General features: G+C 71.2%; 10 protein-coding genes. 2 read left to right on the top strand and 8 right to left on the bottom strand.

Going from position 1 to position 17,038, the window contains the following annotated elements; translation table 11 throughout:
- Window positions 1-174: 174 nt before the first annotated feature.
- Window positions 175-447, bottom strand: a complete 273-nt coding sequence (locus ACIBVQ_RS33235) for a carbohydrate-binding protein (RefSeq protein ID WP_399182340.1) — start codon at window positions 445-447, stop codon at window positions 175-177.
- A 321-nt stretch (window positions 448-768) separates the two neighbouring features.
- On the opposite strand from ACIBVQ_RS33235, the gene ACIBVQ_RS33230 reads away from it, so the two are divergent.
- Complete coding sequence (locus tag ACIBVQ_RS33230) at window positions 769-1,686, top strand: S1 family peptidase (RefSeq protein ID WP_399182338.1); 918 nt, start codon at window positions 769-771, stop codon at window positions 1,684-1,686.
- Window positions 1,687-2,071: 385 nt separating this feature from the next.
- Here the strand turns inward: ACIBVQ_RS33230 and ACIBVQ_RS33225 are convergent, their stop codons facing one another.
- Window positions 2,072-2,773 carry a TetR/AcrR family transcriptional regulator gene (locus ACIBVQ_RS33225; protein WP_399182494.1) on the bottom strand — a complete coding sequence of 234 codons (702 nt, stop codon included), beginning with the start codon at window positions 2,771-2,773 and terminating at the stop codon, window positions 2,072-2,074.
- Window positions 2,774-2,874: 101 nt separating this feature from the next.
- Between ACIBVQ_RS33225 and ACIBVQ_RS33220 the strand changes: the two genes are divergently transcribed.
- Window positions 2,875-3,585, top strand: a complete 711-nt coding sequence (locus tag ACIBVQ_RS33220; protein WP_399182336.1) for an NAD(P)-dependent oxidoreductase — start codon at window positions 2,875-2,877, stop codon at window positions 3,583-3,585.
- 40 nt (window positions 3,586-3,625) lie between these two features.
- Here ACIBVQ_RS33220 and ACIBVQ_RS33215 read toward each other — a convergent pair whose 3' ends face one another.
- The 6 genes from ACIBVQ_RS33215 to ACIBVQ_RS33190 form a co-directional block, all read right to left on the bottom strand.
- Complete coding sequence (locus tag ACIBVQ_RS33215) at window positions 3,626-4,084, bottom strand: DUF5990 family protein (RefSeq protein ID WP_399182334.1); 459 nt, start codon at window positions 4,082-4,084, stop codon at window positions 3,626-3,628.
- An 89-nt stretch (window positions 4,085-4,173) separates the two neighbouring features.
- A complete protein-coding gene (locus ACIBVQ_RS33210; RefSeq protein ID WP_399182332.1) occupies window positions 4,174-5,466 on the bottom strand; it encodes a PLP-dependent aminotransferase family protein in 1,293 nt (430 codons plus the stop codon).
- Window positions 5,463-6,575 (bottom strand): alpha-hydroxy acid oxidase, encoded by a 1,113-nt coding sequence (locus tag ACIBVQ_RS33205; RefSeq protein ID WP_399182330.1) that lies wholly within the window; start codon window positions 6,573-6,575, stop codon window positions 5,463-5,465. Before ACIBVQ_RS33205 ends, ACIBVQ_RS33210 begins: the two co-directional genes overlap by 4 nt.
- Window positions 6,572-8,656 (bottom strand): 4-hydroxyphenylpyruvate dioxygenase, encoded by a 2,085-nt coding sequence (gene hppD, locus ACIBVQ_RS33200; RefSeq protein ID WP_399182328.1) that lies wholly within the window; start codon window positions 8,654-8,656, stop codon window positions 6,572-6,574. The genes ACIBVQ_RS33205 and hppD overlap by 4 nt, the downstream gene beginning before the upstream one ends.
- Entirely contained in the window at window positions 8,656-9,681 is a 1,026-nt protein-coding gene (locus tag ACIBVQ_RS33195) for a hypothetical protein (RefSeq protein WP_362913246.1), read from the bottom strand. Before ACIBVQ_RS33195 ends, hppD begins: the two co-directional genes overlap by 1 nt.
- A gap of 28 nt (window positions 9,682-9,709) precedes the next feature.
- Window positions 9,710-17,038 (bottom strand): amino acid adenylation domain-containing protein (locus ACIBVQ_RS33190; protein WP_399182326.1); only part of this gene is annotated, 7,329 nt, incomplete at its 5' end.

Below are 17,038 nucleotides of genomic sequence, written 5' to 3'. Positions count from 1 at the left end.
GTCGAACGAGCCGTACGCGATCTCGTCCGGTCCTGGGACCGGCTGTACGCTGCGGCCCTGCGCGGACCGCCTACGTCAACGGCTCGAACCCGCGCCGACGAAGGCCCGTCGACCGTCCTGCTCGCTCTCCCCGGTGGGTGACGCCGCAGAAGTCCGCCATGGAGAGGGGACGGGTCATATCCGCTGCCACAGGGCGGGGGCGTCCTCCGGTGCCCACTCGGGCATGGAGAAGTGGTCGACAAGGCACCTGTACATAGCGGAACGGTTGGTCAGGCCGTAGACGAGGTCGCCGACTTCGTAGTTCCAGTAGGGCATCCACACGATGCTCGTGACCGCACTTGCCTGGCGGCCGGTGGACGCGATCGCGGGGGCGGGTGCGAGTGCGGCCAGGATGCCGGTGCTCAACGCCGTCGCGAGGAGGACTGCGAGTAAGCGGCGAATTCTCATGGGTGGCTCCTCATGGCCAAGTGAGAGGGGCACCTTCAGGTGAGCACCGATCGGCGGGAACGGGGACCTTCCTCTTTGCCATATTTCGGCCGCATGGCCCCGCTTCGTGGCTCGCCGGATCGGACCCGAATCGGCTCGGCTCAGTTGACCGGCGGTCGCTCCGCCTTCCTGTTGGGGCGTTGGAGCGGGTTGCCTGACGGTTGAGGACACGGTCGCAGGAAGGACCTCCTACCCGCCGGACGTAGATCCCGGGTTTGGTGACTCTAAGTAGTTGGTAGATATCTGTGTGTTACTGAACCCTTCTGGCTACAGGAGTCCCCTGTGCGATCGCGCTTCCCCCGACTCTTCTCCCACGCCCTCGCGACGGTCCTCACAGTGATCGTCTCCGGATACGCGCTCCCCGCCTCCGCCTCTTCGAGCACCCCGCGGACGGCGGCCCCGCTTCCCGAACTGACAGAGCTGAAGGCACAGCTCGACCGGCTCGCCGAACAGGGAAAAGCCGGCAACGCGCAGTACTGGTACATCAACGCCGCAGAAGGCAAGGTCCGCATCGCGGTACTGAAAGGCCCCCTCGATGTCACGACCAGATCCTTCCTGACGGCCGGCCCCTCCGATCTCACCAGCACGTTCACCGTGGATGAACCCGTCAGGCCCTATGTCTCCACCGCGACGGCACCGCTCCGTCCGCCGATGACCGGCTCCGCCGCCCTGGCCGAGACCGTCTACGGGGGCCAGCAGATCGTGACCCAGAGCGGCGTCTACTGCACGACCGGCTTCAACGTCACCAGGAACGGGCAGCCGGCCGTCCTCACCGCAGGACACTGCCGCAAGGCCGGGATCACCTGGGGTCTGGCCGGCCAGCTCCTGGGTAGGATCACCGATTTCCACTATCCGGGCGGCGACATCTCCTACATCACCCCCACCACCGGCTGGCAGCTTCCCTCGGCTGTCCGTCAGGCCGACGGGAGCATCCAGCCGATCACCCGGTTCGGCAGGCCGTCGATCAACCAGGAGCTGTGCAAGACCGGCGCCACGACCGGCACCACCTGCGGCACGGTCGTCAGCCTTGACGTCACCACCAACTACGGTGACGGGCCGGTCTACGGCCTGGCCCTCACCACCGTTCAGGCGGCCGAAGGAGACAGCGGCGGCTCGGTCTACGAGGGCTCCACCGGGGTCGCCCTGATCAGCGGAGGCCCCGAGGGCGGAGGGGACGCCCTCGTGTACCCGCTGCCTTGACGTCACCCATCGGCTTCCGGTTCGATCAACCACGCCGGGGGCCGGTGACCCGGTGGTTCCCATCGCACGATCACCGCGAACCCGGGCTTGTCCCGGCCCACCCTTGGCGACCCGCCGCCTCGGCTCGCCTGTACCGGCCGCCGTAGGCCGTACTCGGCGGTTCCTTGTTCCCGCGTCGACGCTGGGTGAGTGATCCGGCGGCGCTCACAGGTGCGGTCCTCATCGGTCGACGTCGGCTCGGCTTTCCGGCCCCTGATGCCGAAATCCCTCTGGGCGGCGGCCAAGCCCGCGTGCCTCGTCCGTCTACGGGCTTCAGGGGCGGGCGACGAGAAGACCGCGTCGCGACGCGGACGTGCTTGGGCCCGGGGCAGGCCCGCGGTCGCTGTCATGCTTCGGGCGCAACGCCCAGTGATCGGACGAGCTGGGTCAGTTCTTCTTGGAAGAGCTTGTCGGGGTTGATCGTCTGGGTGTGCAGGTGTCCGTAGATCTCCAGTGACACCAGGCCGTGCAGATGGCCCCAGATGCGTAGTGCGAGTGCCACGCCGGCCGGTGGCAGGTCGGGAAACGCCGGACGAACCTTGCCGAGCAGCCCGTCGTCGAAGTCGGACCACTGGAAGTCGCTGTGCGCGTAAAGAGATTCGGCGTACGGCCAGGCGGCGTCGGCGAGGGCGGCGATGCCGGTGCAGACCCGGTGTGCGGCGTCCGGGGCGGCACCGCCCTCGGGTGCCTGGTAACCGGGCACGGGGTCGCCGTAGATGAGGCGGAATCCCTCGGGGTTGGCCAGGGCCCAGTCCCGGAAGGCTCGCGCCCATGTCTGGATCCGACCGGCCGGATGAGCGGCGGCGGCTTCGGCCCATGCGGAGTCCACGGCGTCGGCCAGCGCGGTGTACACCTCGTTGATCAGTGTGGTGACCAGGTCGTCACGGGTGGCGAAGTAGCCGTAGATCGCGTTGGCGGTCATGCCCATCTCGCGGGCGATGGCCCGCAGGGTGATCGCGTCGGGTCCGCCCGTGGCCATCAGCTTGAGCGCGACCTGCTTGATCTCCGCTGTGGTCTCGGCCCGCAGCCGTTCGCGTCGTCCTCCCATGCTTCCCACAGCGATCACTCTACAGCGTCACTTGGATGACTGGCGTACGGAAACTTCACGCCGTATAGTTCCTTCACGCCACTCAATGAACGAGGAGACCCATGCGCATCGGAATCATCGGAGCCACCGGCGGCATCGGAAGCCGTGTCGTCACCGAAGCCCTCCTGCGAGGGCATCACGTCACGGCGCTCACCCGCGACGCCACCCGGATCGGCGAAGAGCAGAAGAACCGGGAGAACATCGTCTGGAAGACCGTTGACGTCCTCGACGCCGAAAGCATCGCCGCGGTCCTGCCCGGAATGGATGTCCTGATCAGCGGATACCAGCCCGGCAACGCCGCCCGAGACTTCGACGACACCGTGTCGCGCTCGATCGCCGACCCCACGGTCTACGCCGGCGCCGCCCGGGCGCTGCTCAAGGCGCTGGAGAGCCACCCCCGGACCCGGCTGATCGTGATCGGCGGCGCGGGCAGCCTGGAAATCGAGCCCGGCCTCACCCGGGCGGACTCCGACGAACTCCTGCACCGGAGCCTCGACCAGCTGGGATTGCCCAGGGAGTACGCGGCCGCCGTGCGCGGGCACCGGGACGCCCTGAACGTCCTGCGCACCTCCAACCGGCTGTGGACCTACTTCAGCCCGGCAGAGGAGATCGCCCCCGGCCCGCGCACCGGCCGATTCAGGATCGGCGGCGACCAGCCGGTCCTCGATGCGGACGGACGCAGCCGCATCTCCTCGGAGGACGCCGCCGTCGCCCTCGTCGACGAGGCGGAACTGCCTCGATTCGTCCAGCGGCGCTTCACCATCGGCTACTGAACCGCCGTCCCCTCGGCGCCTGTCCCGCCGACGGAGGGTTTCAGCGAGCGGGGGCCGACCACTCCACCAGCGGCGGGCGGACGGCCGCGCACAACGGGTGACCGTGGGAGTCCGTCAGCCCCAGCCGCGCCACCAGCAGCCCGCCTTCCACCGCGGTGTCCAGCACGGCCGCGGGGACTCCGTCCAGCATGAGCTTCGCGCGGCGGAACATGGAGAACACCCCGGCGTCGTCGACCGCCCCCCACGACAGGTACACGAACCGGCCGCCCGGCCTGCCCTGCACATACGGGCCCCGCAGGTCCCACCCGGTCTCCCTGCGGCTCGTGGTCGCCTCCAGCTCCCAGACCACCGAGGGAACGTCCGCCGGACGCGGGTCGAGCAACTCGCCGGGGTGCTCCCTTCGTTGCACTCCCACGTGAATGTTCCGGTAGCCGGGGAAACCCGGTGCCCGCTCGCACTCCCGCCCCGGCAACTCGGACGCCTCAATACGGATCAGCATCCCTGCATCATCCTCCGCCGGGCTGACGGTCACCGCGTCCCGGAGGCCGTGGGCGGAAGAGCGGAGACCCCGCACGCTGGAGGTCCCGCTCAGCGCAGCCGTTCCTCGATCAGGGCGGACAGCCGGTCCAGGCCCTGACCGGCCGTCTCCGGGGTGACCTGGCTGAGGGAGAGCCTGAGCTGCCGTTCCCCACCGCCGTCCGGGCAGAAGTGCGACATCGGCGTCCAGATGACGCCGTGGTGGCTCGCCGAGTGTTCGAGCAGTTCGTCGTCGACCGGGAAGGGGACGGTCACCACGAGAAAGAAGCCGCCGGACGGGGTGGTCCAGGTGACCCCGCGGCCGGGCGGGAAGCGTTCGGCCAGCCCGTCGAGGACGAGCCGCAGGTTCCTGCGGTAGAGGTCGATCTGCCTGCGGTTGGCCGCGCGGAGGCTGCAGCCGTGCTTGAGCAGGGCGCCGCCGATGACGGCCTGGGCGATCGGCGAGGTGTTCACCGTCGTCATGCTCTTGATCATCGCCAGCCGGTCGGCCAGGAGCGACCCGTCGGAGATCCGCTGGTCGGCCACGACATAGCCGATCCTGGCGCCCGGCAGCGCGGTCTTGGCGAAGGATCCCAGGTAGACGACCCTTCGCTCGGTGTCCATGGCCTTGAGGGTCGGCAGCGGCTCGCCCCCGCCGAAGAAGCCGTAGGGGTTGTCCTCAAGCAGGAGGATGTCCTCGGCCGACGCCAGGCTCAGCACCTCCTGACGCACGTGAGGGGGCAGGCTGACCCCGGTGGGGTTGGCCGCGTCCGGCACCAGGTAGAGGGCGCGGGGTCGCAGCCCCTGGGCTCTGGCGCGGTCGATCTGGGCGCGCAGGTCGGCCAGGTCCAGCCCCTCCTCCCCGCCGCGCACCGGCCAGACCGGCAACCCGGTCAGCAGGGCGGCGCCGGTCAGGCCGACGTAGGTGGGGGAGACGGCCAGCAGCACGTCCTGCGGCGTCGTGGCGAGCGCCCGCAGCACCAGGAACATCGCCTCCTGGCAGCCGACGGTCACCACGATCGACTCGGCGGGGACGTGGACGTCCTCGTCGACCCGCAGGTGTTCACGGACCAGGTCGTGGATGATTCCCTTGGTCCTGCCGTACTGGAGCAGCAGGCTCCGGGCCTCCCGCTCGGTCAGGCCCCGCTCGGTGCGCAGGTGGTCGTGGAAGACCTCCAGGTACTCGTGGACGTCGGCGACGTCGAAGAAGTCCTCGGCCGGTCGCCCGGCGGCGAAGGAGATCGCCGCCGGGTAACGCATCGATATCTCGTTGAGCAGGTTCATCGAGCTCATGGCCGGGTCGGTCAGCGAGCCGTGCAGGTCGTCCAGGCTCAGGTCGTCTCGGAGTGGAGTCCGTACGGTCATGGCGTCTTTCCCGGGAAGTAGGGCATGCGGGCGACCCGCAGGCGCGTCGCGGACCGCAGGTCCGGGCAGCCCGCGAGCCCCAGGGCGTTGCGCAGTTCGGTTTCGAGGAGGGAGAGCACCCGTGCGCAGCCGCTCTCGCCTCCGGCCGCCAGACCCCAGATCACCGGCCGGCCGAGCAGGACGCCGGAGGCGCCGAGCGCGAGGGCCGACAGGATGTCGGAGCCGCTGCGGATGCCGCTGTCGACCAGCACCTGGAAGCGTGAGTCCGGCAGCCCCGCGACCGCCTCGGCCACGGCGGGCAGCGCCATGGCCGCGGGGACGGCCTGGTCGAGCTGGCGGCCGCCGTGGTTGGAGACGACCACGCCGCGCGCCCCCTCCGCCGCCGCGCGCACGGCGTCCTCGGGGTCGAGCACCCCCTTGAGCAGCAGGGGAAGCCGGGTCTGGCCGCGCAGCCAGGCGATGTCGTGCCAGGTGACGGCGGGGGAGAAGATCTCGGCGGTGTGCGAGGCGATGGCGGAGGAGTCCCGGGCCGACCGGTGGGCGCGGCCCGAGGAGCCCTCGTCCAGCAACGCGGCGCGGACCGTCGGCGGCAGGGTCATGCCGTTGGCCGCGTCCCGCAGCCGCCGCCCCATGAAGGGCACGTCGACCGTGACGACCAGCGCCTCGACGCCCGCCTCCTCGGCCCGCCGTACCAGGTCGAGGAGGCGGCCCCGGTCGCGCAGCCAGTACAGCTGGAACCACAGGACCGCGCCGGTCTCGGCGAGTTCCTCAAGGCCGACGCTGCTCAGCGTGCCGACGGTGAAGGGCACGCCCGCCGCGGCGGCGGCCCGCGCGGTGGCCAGTTCCCCCTCGGGGTGGAAGAGCCGGTGGTAGGCCACCGGCGCGATCGCCACCGGCAGGTTCGCCCCGCTGTCGACGAGCGTCGTCTTGATGTCGCAGCCGGAGACGTCGGCCAGGACGCGGGGGACCAGGGCGACGCGGTCGAGTGCCGCCCTGTTGCCCGCGACCGTCCACTCGCGTTCGGCGCCCCCGTCGAGCCAGTCCCAGACCGAGGTGTCCAGTACGGCTCTCGCCTCGGCCGCGAAGTCCGTCACGGCGAGCCGGGTCATTCCGCACTCCCCGGGCTCCCCGTGCTCTCCCTGGCGCTGTTCTGCAGTTCGACCGCCTCGTACAGGGCGCGCACGTTGTTGCTGCCGAAGGTCCTGGCGCGGGCCCGTTCGATCACCTCGAAGAACAGGGTGCCGCGTGGGTGCTCGGAGCGGGTGAAGATCTGGTAGAGCTGGCCGTCGTGGTCCTGGTCGGCCAGCAGGTGCAGGTCCTGGAGTTGCTGCACCGAGTGGCGCATCGGGGTGAGCCGGTCGAGCAGCCGGTCGAAGTAGACCTCGGGGGCGCGCAGGAAGGGCACGCCCCGCCGGGCCATCGTACCGACGGTCTCGACGATGTCGTGCGAGTCGAAGGCGACGTGCTGCACCCCGGCGCCGCCGTGGTCGGCGAGGAAGGTGACGATCTGGCCGCCGGAGTTCACCGAGAGCGGCTCGATCAGGGTGAAGGTGACGGTCCGGTCGGCGTTCTGCACGACCGTCGAGTCCATGCCCAGCGCACCGATCTCGATCCGCTCGGAGAAGATGGTGGAGAAGCCGAAGACCTCGTTGTAGCGGCGGACTGTCTTGTCCAGTTCGCCCAGCGGCAGGCAGATCGCGAAGTGGTCGATGGTCCGCAGCCCGACCCCTCCCTCGCCCGGTGACAGCGGGTCGGGTAGCCCGGGAATCCGGTCGGCGGGGACGCCGGGGGCGCGTTCGAGGAGGGTGTGCGCGACGTCGCCGAAGGCGGAGACCGTGGCGACGACGCATCCGGCGCGTCCGGCGGGCCGGGACAGGCCGTCCGCGCCGCGTTCGATCAGCTCGGTGTAGACGGCGCCCGCGTCGGAGGCCCGCAGCACGATGTCGGCCACGCCGTCCCCGTGCCGTCTCAGGTAGCCCGTGGCCGGGTGCTCGGCGCACAACGGCTGGGTGAGCAGGATGCGGATGCCGCCCTGGCCGAGCAGCGCCGACAGCTGTTCCTCGTAGCCGGCGCGGCGGCTCGGCGGGATCAGCAGGTCGAAGCCGTAGCCCGTGGTGAGCCGGTCGATCTGCGAGGCGATGTCCTCGACGTAGAGTTCGATGTGGTCCAGGGTGACGTCAACAGGCATGGTGCTCTCGTTCTTGAGGGTGGACAGTGCGGTGATCACCGCGTCGTTCGCCACCTGGTCGCCGACGGCCAGCCGGATGGCCCGTCCCGGATAGGTCCGGGCGGCCACGCCGTGCCGTTCGAGGGCGGCTCGCGCGAGGTCGAGCCGGGCGGGGTCGCCCGCCGTGATCCACAGGAAGTTCGTCCGGCTCGGGGTGACCGACCAGCCGAGTTCGACCAGCTTCCCGCGCAGCCGGTCACGCTGGTAGGAGATCAGCCGGATGCGCTGCCGTACCTCGTCGTCGGCGGCGATCGCGGCCTGGACGGCGGCGAGCTGGAGCTGTCCGGGGGTGTAGGGGACCTGGTGCGGGGTGACCCGCTCGACGATCTCGGCGTTGGCCAGCGCGTAGCCGATCCGCAGCGCGGCCAGGCCGTGTGACTTGGAGAAGGTGCGCAGGACCACGAGGTTGGGCCAGTCGGCCAGTCGGCCGGCCACCTCGGGCGCCCCCAGGTCGGGGGCGAAGTCCACGTACGCCTCGTCCAGCAGGATCACCGCCGAGGGCGGGACCAGGGCGAAGAAGGCGGTCAGCTCGTCCCAGGTGTAGACCGTCCCGGTGGGGTTGTGCGGGTTGCACAGGACGATCAGCCGGGTCCGTTCGTCGATCCTCCCGGCCATGGCGGCCAGGTCGTGCCGGGCGTCGGCGCCGAGGGGCACGGCGACCGACTCGGCCTGGGCCATCGCGCAGAGCATGGGGTAGACGTCGAAGCAGGGGTCGCTGTGCAGGACCGCGTCGCCGGGGCGCAGCAGACCGCGGAACAGGTCGTGCGCGACGCCCGCGGAGCCGGTGCCCACGATCACCTCGGAGTCCTGGACACCCTGCCAGGCGGCGATCGTCCGGGTCAGCGAGGCGGGCCGGAACTCGGGGTAGCGGTTGAGGCCGTCGATCGCCCGGACCAGGGCGGCGCGGACGGAGGGCAGCGGCCCGAAGGGGTTCTCGTTCTGTGCCAGAAGATGCTTCATCATCACACCACGTCGAGGACGTAGAGCCAGGAGTGCGGGGTGGCGAACGGCTCGACCCTGGCGATGCGCAGGCCCGCGTCGGTGAAGAGCCGGTCGTAGGTGGACCTGGTGTGCAGGGGGATGCCCATCATGGCGTGGGCCAGCTCGAACCCGACCGAGAAGATCGGCTGCATGCTCTCGTGGTCGATCCGGTCGCGGAGCATGGTGTCGCCCAGGATGAATCTGCGCGCGTTGGGGAAGGCCTCCCGCATCCGCGGCATGATGTCGGCGCGGGTCTTCGGGTCGGCGAGCAGGTCGTGCAGGAGGAAGAAGCTCATCACCGTGTCCACCTCGCCGGTGATCTCCAGCTGCCGCTGCCTGTCGAGGACGTCGAGCACGTCGGCCTGGACGGCCTGGACCCGGTTCTGCAGGCCGGCGGCGGCGATGTCGCGCCTGGCCATGAGGGTCGCGGGCTCGCTGATGTCGATGCCCATGCCGCGGGTTCCGGGCCGCTGGGCCACGACCCGGCTGACCCGGGCGCTGTTGCCGCTGCCGAGGTCGGCGATGGTGCCGAACTCGACGTCGTCGAGCACCTCGTCCAGCAGCGCGGCGAACATGGCCTGGTCGCACTGGGCGGAGCCGAGAGCGACCATCGACTCCTCGCGGTGGATGTCGCTGGGGTCGTAGTGGCGTAAGCCCCCGGTGAGCTGCCCGGCGTTGGCGAACACCTCGTTGTAGCCGCCGACCGCCCAGGTGAAGTAGCCGCGCGAGCGGGCGATCTCCTGGCCGGCTTCGGTGGGGATGTAGACGTCGTCGTCGGCCTTGAGGTAGCCGCAGCAGGTCGCGGCGCGCAGGAGGGCCACCGCCCGCCCGTTGCCCGCGTAGTCCTCGGTGTAGAGCCTGTCGCCCCTGCCGATCCGCTCCATCAGGCCGAGGCGGTCCAGGGCGAAGACCACGTTCGCGGCGATGTATCCGTTGTAGGCGTCGGCGGGGGCGATCGGGGTGGACGCCTGGCCGTGCCACTGCTCGGGAATGTCGTACTTGTTCATGATTTTTCGTCCAATCTCAGGGAGGGGTTCAGAGGTGCGAGTCGAGCACGGGACCGATGACCGACAGCGCGTCCGCGCCGGTCATCTCGCCGTGTGTGACGGGGACGGGGTGGATGTCGAGGCGGCCGGTCACGTGCGGGTGCCAGGCCGCCGGGTCGGGGGCGTCGCCGGGACGGTCCGCGGCGGCGAGGAAGAAGAGCACGTCGCCGTCGTAGGCCCGTCTCGGCCTGTCCGCGGCGAGCGCCAGGTTGGCCAGGAACACCCCGATGACGCGGGCGACGGCCTCACCGCTCAGCCCGGACAGCGGTCCCTGGCCGTGCGCGACGAGCGCGGCGTGCTCCTGCGGGGTCTCCGGCCAGGCGGGGATCTCTCCCACGGGCTGCCCGAGGGAGGTGAGGATGGCGGCGAGCAGGGCGGGGTCCCGGTCGGCGGGACGTTCGTCGAGCTCCGGATAGCCGTCCAGGATCGCGAGCAGTTCGACCCGCTCACCCATGGCCTGGAGCTCGGCGGCGACCGCGTGCGCGACCACCCCGCCGAAGGACCAGCCGAGCAGGGCGTAGGGGCCCTCCGGCTGGACCTCCCTGATCTGCTCGACGTAGGTCAGGGCCAGCTTCTCCACGCTGGCCGGGTGCAGGGACAGGTCGCCCAGGCCGGGCGCCTGGAGACCGTAGATCGGGCGGTCCGCGTCGATGTGCCCCAGCAGGCCGGTGTAGACCCAGCTGATGCCCGCCGCCGGATGCACGCAGAACAGCGGGTTGCGCGTCCCGCGTGCCCTGATCGGCAGCAGCACGGGGAAGGCCTCCCGGTTCGGCGAACCGCCGAGCGCGGCCAGTTCGGCGACGGTCGGCGCCTGGAACAGGTCGCGGACGCCCACGTCGAGCCCCGCCCTGAGCCGGACCTCCGCCACCAGCCTGGCCGCGAGCAGCGAGTGCCCGCCCAGGTCGAAGAAGTTGTCGTCGACGCCCACCCTGTCCAGGCCGAGGACGTCGGCGAACAGCTCGCAGAGCACCTCCTCCCGCGCGTCGCTGGGTCCTCGACCGTCCTGGGCGGCGGCGTACTCGGGGGCGGGCAGCGCCCGGTGGTCGAGTTTGCCGTTCGGGGTCAGCGGCAGCGCGTCGACGACGACCAGCGCGGCGGGCACCATGTGCTCGGGCAGAGTCGCGGCCAGTACGGCCCGCAGCGCGGCCACGTCGATCCCGGCCCCGATCCCGGCACCGCCTCTGGGGACGACGTAACCGACGAGCCGGTCGTCCCGGACGACGACCGCGCTGTGCGCGACACCCGGCTGGGCGCCGAGGACCGCGTTGACCTCGCCGAGCTCGATGCGGAAGCCCCGGATCTTGACCTGGTCGTCGATCCTGCCGAGGTACTCCAGCTCCCCGTCGCGGGTCCGGCGGGCCAGGTCCCCGGTGCGGTACATCCGGGTGCCGGGCGGGCCGTAGGGGTCGGCCACGAACCGTTCCGCGGTCAGCGCGGGCCGGTCGTGGTAACCCCGGGCCAGGCCCTCCCCGGCGACGAACAGCTCCCCGGCGACCCCCACCGGGGCGGGCCGCAGCGCGGAGTCCAGAACGTAGGCGCGCAGGCTGGGGATGGCGGTCCCGATGAGCGAGCGGCTCTGCCCTTCCGCGGTCGCGGCGTCCAGGGCCCGGTAGGAGACGTGCACCGTGGTCTCGGTGATGCCGTACATGTTGACCAGGACCGGCGCGTCGTCGGGGTGCCTGCCGTACCAGTCGGCGAGCCTGCTCAGGTCGAGTGCCTCACCGCCGAAGACGACGCTGCGCAGCGCCAGCTTCGAACCGGTCTCCTGGTCCTCCGCCTCGGCCTGGACGAGCTGGTAGAAGGCCGAGGGGGTCTGGTTGAGCACGGTGACCCGCTCCCTGGCCAGCAGGCCGAGGAACTCCCTCGGCGAGCGGCTGACCTCGAAGGGCACGACCACCAGGCGTCCGCCGTACAGCAGGGGGCCCCACAGCTCCCAGACGGAGAAGTCGAAGGCGCAGGAGTGGAACAGGGTCCACACGTCGTCGGGACCGAAGGAGAAGTGACGTTCGGTCGCGGACATCAGCTGGACCACGTTGCCGTGCGGGACGACCACGCCCTTGGGCCTGCCGGTCGAGCCGGAGGTGTAGATGACGTAGGCGGGGTTCTCCGGCGCCGGGCCGGTCACCGGGCCGGTCACCGTGTGGCCGCCGAGGTCCAGCTCGTCCAGCAGCACGTACGGCAGCGCGGTCGCGGGCAGCCCGGCCACGGTCGGGGCCGTGCTGACCAGCAGGACCGGGGCCGCGTCGTCGAGGGTGTAGGCGATGCGGTCGGCCGGATAGCCGGGGTCGATCGGCACGTAGGCGCCACCCGCCTTGATGACCGCGACGATCGCCACGACCAGGTCCGCGGAGCGCGGCAGCGCCAGGGCGACCAGGCCCTCAGGACCGACCCCGCGTTCGACCAGCAGGTTCGCCAGCCGGTTGGCCCTGGCGTCCAGCTCCGCGTAGGTCAGCTCCTCCTCACCGAAGGTCAGCGCGACCCGTTCCGGGGTGCGGGCCGCCTGCGCCTCGAAGAGGTCCTTCAGCGTGCTCGGCGCCGGGGTGAACTCCGTACCGCGCAGCAGGCGCTCACGTTCGGCGGGGGTCAGCACGTCCACCTGACCGGCCCGCAGGCCGGGATCGGCCGCCACCGCTTCGAGCACCCGGACGAACCGTCCCGCGATCTCCTCGGCCGTGATCCGGTCGAACAAGTCGGTCGCGTATTCGAGCACCCCGGTCAGGCCGTCTCCGGTGCGTGTCTCGCACAGGCCGAAGGACAGGTCGAACTTGGCGACGTCGGTCTCAAGCTCCATGACCTCCGCACGCAGGCCGGGCAGCTCAGGAGCCTCTCCCGTGGTGTCGTGCAGCGTCAGCATCACCTGGAAGAGCGGGTGCCTGGCCATCGAACGGGCCGGGTTGAGCGCCTCGACCAGCCGCTCGAACGGCACGTCCTGGTGACCGTAGGCGTCCAGGTCCAGCGTCCGCACCCGGCCGAGCAGCTCGGTGAAGGTGGGGTCGCCCGACAGGTCGGTCCGCAGGACGAGCGTGTTGACGAAGAAGCCGACCAGGTCGTCCAGCGCGTCGTCGGTGCGCCCGGCGATCACGGTGCCGACCGGCAGGTCGGTGCCCGCGCCGAGCCCGCCGAGCAGTACGGCCAGCGCCGCCTGGACCACCATGAACAGGCTGGCGTTCTCCCTCCTGGCCAGGGCGGTGAGGGCGGCGTGCGTCTCCGGACCGATCCGCAGTTCGACCGAGTCGCCCCGGTTCGTCGGGATCACCGGCCGGGGCCGGTCGTACGGCAGCGCCAGCTCCTCGGGCGCCCCCTCCAGCGTCCGCCGCCAGTGGGCGAGCTGCTCGTCCTGGACGGTTTCGAGGAGGTCGCGCTGCCAGAGGGCGTAGTCGGCGTACTGCACCGGCAACGGCGCCCAGCCGGGCGCCTCCCCGGCCAGCCGCGCCGCGTAGGCCTCTCCCAGGTCGCGCAGCAGCGCCCCGATGGACCAGCCGTCCCCGGCGATGTGGTGCATGACCAGCGCGAGCACGTGCTCCCCACGACCAAGGACGAACAGCGAGGCCCGCAGCGGAGGCTCGACCGCCAGGTCGAAGACGTGCCCCTGGGCCAGACCGAGGCACTCACGCAGGTGCCGTTCGTCCCTGACGTCCCGCACGTGCAGCTCGGGACGCACCCCGGCCAGCACCTCCTGGTACGGCAGGCCACCCTCGACCGGGAACACCGTGCGCAGCACCTCGTGCCGTTCCACCACGTCGCCGAGCGCCTCCCGCAGGGCGGCCAGGTCGAGCGGGCCGGAAAGGCGCAGTGCCAGCGGCGAGTTGTAGAGGCCGCCGGTGCCCTTCATCTGCTCGATGAACCACAGCCGCGACTGGGCGGGGGAGAGCGGCACCCGTTCCGGACGGACGACCGGCAGCAGCAGCGGGCGGACGTCGTCCCGTCCCGCCTGCTCCAGGTGACGGCTGAGCCCGGCGACGTCGGGGTGCTGGAAGAGGGTCCTGACGGACATCTCGACGCCCAGGGCCGTGCGGATGCGGCTGACGAGCCTGGTGGCGAGCAGCGAGTGTCCGCCCAGGTCGAAGAAGCCGTCGTCGACGCCCACCCGCTCCACGCCGAGGACCTCGGCGAACAGGCCGCACAGGATCTCCTCCCGCGGGGTGCGCGGTCCCCGTCCCTCTCCGGCCGTGCCGAAGTCCGGCTCAGGCAGCGCGCGCCGGTCGACCTTGCCGTTGGCCGTGACCGGCAGCGCGTCCAGCACCATGACCGCGGCGGGCACCATGTAGTCCGGCAGCCTGCCGGCGGCGTAGGCGCGCACCTGCTCGGGATCGCCCTCCCCGGTGACGTAGGCGACCAGCCGGTTGTCCCTGGCCACCACCAGGGCGCGCCGTACCGAGGAGTGGGCGGCCAGGACCGCCTCGACCTCGGCGAGCTCGACCCGGAAGCCACGGATCTTCACCTGGTCGTCGACACGGCCGACGAACTCCAGTTCGCCGGAGGCGTTCCAGCGGACCAGGTCCCCGGTGCGGTACATCCGCTCGCCGGGCGGGCCGTACGGGCAGGCGACGAACCGCTCTGCGGTGAGGCCGGGCTTGCCGACGTAGCCCCGGGACAGGCCGGTGCCCGCGATGTACAGCTCACCCGCGACCCCTTCCGGGGTCGGTCGCAGCCCGGCGTCCAGGACGTAGACCCTGGTGTTGCGCATCGGACGGCCGATGGGGACCGTCGCGGGGACGCCGGTCTCGGCGGTCATGATGTGGCAGGTCTTGATGGCCGTGGTCTCCGTCGGGGCATAGACCGCGACAACCGTTATTCCAGGACATGTCGCCATCAGGTCGCGGACGGCGGCGGGCGAGACCACGTCCCCGCCCGTCCACACCTGCCGCACCTCGCGGAAGCTCTCCGGCGACTCCGCGGCCAGCACACTGAGCAGCCCCGAGGGGGCCTGGACCAGCGTCACCCGGTGCTCGGCGACGGTCCTGGCCAGGGTGTGCGCGTCCAGCGCGCCCGGCGGGGCCAGCACGATCCGGCCTCCCGTCACCAGCGGAACCCAGACCTCCGTCGTCGAGGCGTCGAACGCGGTCGGCGAGTGCAGCAGCGTCCGCTCGTGCGCGCCGGTCAGGAACTGCGGGTTGGCCAGCAGGTCGACGACGTTGCGGTGGGTGACCCCGACCCCCTTGGGCAGGCCGGTCGAACCCGAGGTGTGCATCACGTAGAGAAGCCGGTCGGGGTGGATCCTCAGCCCGGGGTTCTCCGCCACGGCTCCGGAGCCGGTGATCTCCAGGACGCTCCTGAGCGGGTCCTGCGCGATCGGGTGCCCGGTGTGCTCGGTGTCGACCAGGACGAAACGGGCGTCCGTCGCGTCCAGCACGTGCCGCAGCCGGGGTAGCGGATAACGCGGGTCGAGCGGCGCGTAGGTGCCGCCCGCCTTCGCCACGGCCAGGATCGCGGCGACCAGCTCGACGCTCCGCTCCATCAGCACCGCGACCGGCTCCTCGGGAACCAGCCCCCGGTCGAGCAGGGTGCGCGCGATGTGGTTGGCGCGGGCGTTGAGCTCGGCGTAGGTGACACCGGTCTCGCCGAGGACCACGGCGACCGTGCCGGGGTGGGCGGCGGCCTCGGCCTCGAACAGCTCGTGGACGCAACGGCCGAAGTCGGTCTCCACGGCGGTGTCGTTCCGGGTGACCAGCAGCAGTTCCCGCTCCTGGTCGGAGAGCACGTCGATGGCGCCGACCGCCAGCTCGGGGTCGTCGGCCACCGCCCGCAGCACCCGGACCAGCCGCTCGGCCAGAGCCGTCGCGGTGCCGTGGTCGAACAGGTCGCAGGCGTACCCGATCGCACCGGTCAGGCCGTCAGGGGTCTCGGTGAAGGTGACATTGAGGTCGAACTGGGCGTGCGCCTCACCGACCGGTTCCATGGTCCCGCGCAGCCCGGCGAAGTCCAGCTCGGCGCGGGTCTGGTTGTCGAAGGTGACGACGGTCTGGAAGATCGGGTGTCTGGCGGGCGTACGGGGCGGGTTGAGGTGCTCGACGAGCCGTTCGAAGGGCACGTCCTGGTGGGTGTAGGCGTCCAGGTTGGTCGTGCGGACCCGGTCGAGCAGTTCGGTGAAGGTCGGGTTTCCCGACAGGTCGGTGCGCAGGACGAGGGTGTTGACGAAGAAGCCGACCAGGTCGTCGAGTGCCTCGTCGGTGCGTCCGGCCGTGGGGGTGCCGAGCGGGATGTCGGTTCCGGCTCCGAGGCGGCTGTAGAGGGTCGCGACGGCGGCCTGCAACAGCATGAACAGGCTGACCTGCCGCTCGGCCGCCACCCGGACCAGCCGCCCGTGCAGTTCCGCGTCCACCCTGAACTCGGCGAGGTCGCCCCGGTGGCTGGGGACAGCGGGCCTGGCCCGGTCGTACGGCAGCGCCAACTCCTCGGGCATCCCCTCCAGTGCGTTGCGCCAGTGGGCGAGCTGCTCGTCCTGGACGGTTTCGAGGAGGTCGCGCTGCCAGAGGGCGTAGTCGGCGTACTGCACCGGCAACGGCGCCCAGTCAGGGGCGTCCCCGGCCAGTCGTGCCTGGTAGGCGGCGGCCAGGTCGTCGAACAGCGGCCGCAGCGACCAGCCGTCCCCGGCGATGTGGTGCAGCAGCAGGACCAGCACGTGCTCGTCCGCACCGTACGACAGCAACCAGGCCCGCAGCGGCGGCTCAGCCGCCAGGTCGAAGGCACGGCCGACGACCTCGGAAAGCTCACCCGTCAGGTGCAGCACCGGCCGGGCGTCCTCAAGCACCTTCTGGTACGGCACGCCGTCCACCGAGGGGAAGACCGTCCGCAACGCCTCGTGCCGGTCGGCCAGGTCCCCGAGGGCCTCCTCCAACGCCCGGGTGTCGACGGAACCGTGGAGCCGTACGGCGAAGGGCGTGTTGTAGAGGGCACTCGGCCCTTCGAGTTGTTCGATGAACCACAGGCGTTGCTGGGCGAAGGACAGCGGGACGTGCTGGGGCCGGGTCATGGCGGCCAGGGCGGGCCGTACGGTACCGGCCTGCTCGGTGGCCAGGTACCGCTCCAACCTGGCCACGTCCGGATTCTGGAAGAGTGCCCTGATCGGCAGCTCGACTCCGAGGACGGTGCGGATCCGGCTGACCAGCTTGGTCGCGAGCAGCGAGTGCCCACCCAGGTCGAAGAAGCCGTCATCCAGGCTGACCCGTTCGACCCCGAGGACCTCGGCGAACAGGCCGCAGAGGATCTCCTCCCTCGGCGTACGCGGCTCACGCCCCTCGGTGACGCAGATCTCGGGCTCGGGCAGGGCGCGGCGGTCGATCTTGCCGTTGGCCGTGACCGGCAGGGCCCCAAGCGT

It is taken from the genome of Streptosporangium sp. NPDC049376, from assembly GCF_044466505.1.
Classification (GTDB): domain Bacteria; phylum Actinomycetota; class Actinomycetes; order Streptosporangiales; family Streptosporangiaceae; genus Streptosporangium.
The sequence above is the reverse complement of the archived record's forward strand: the minus strand, read 5'-3'. Positions and strand labels throughout refer to the sequence as shown.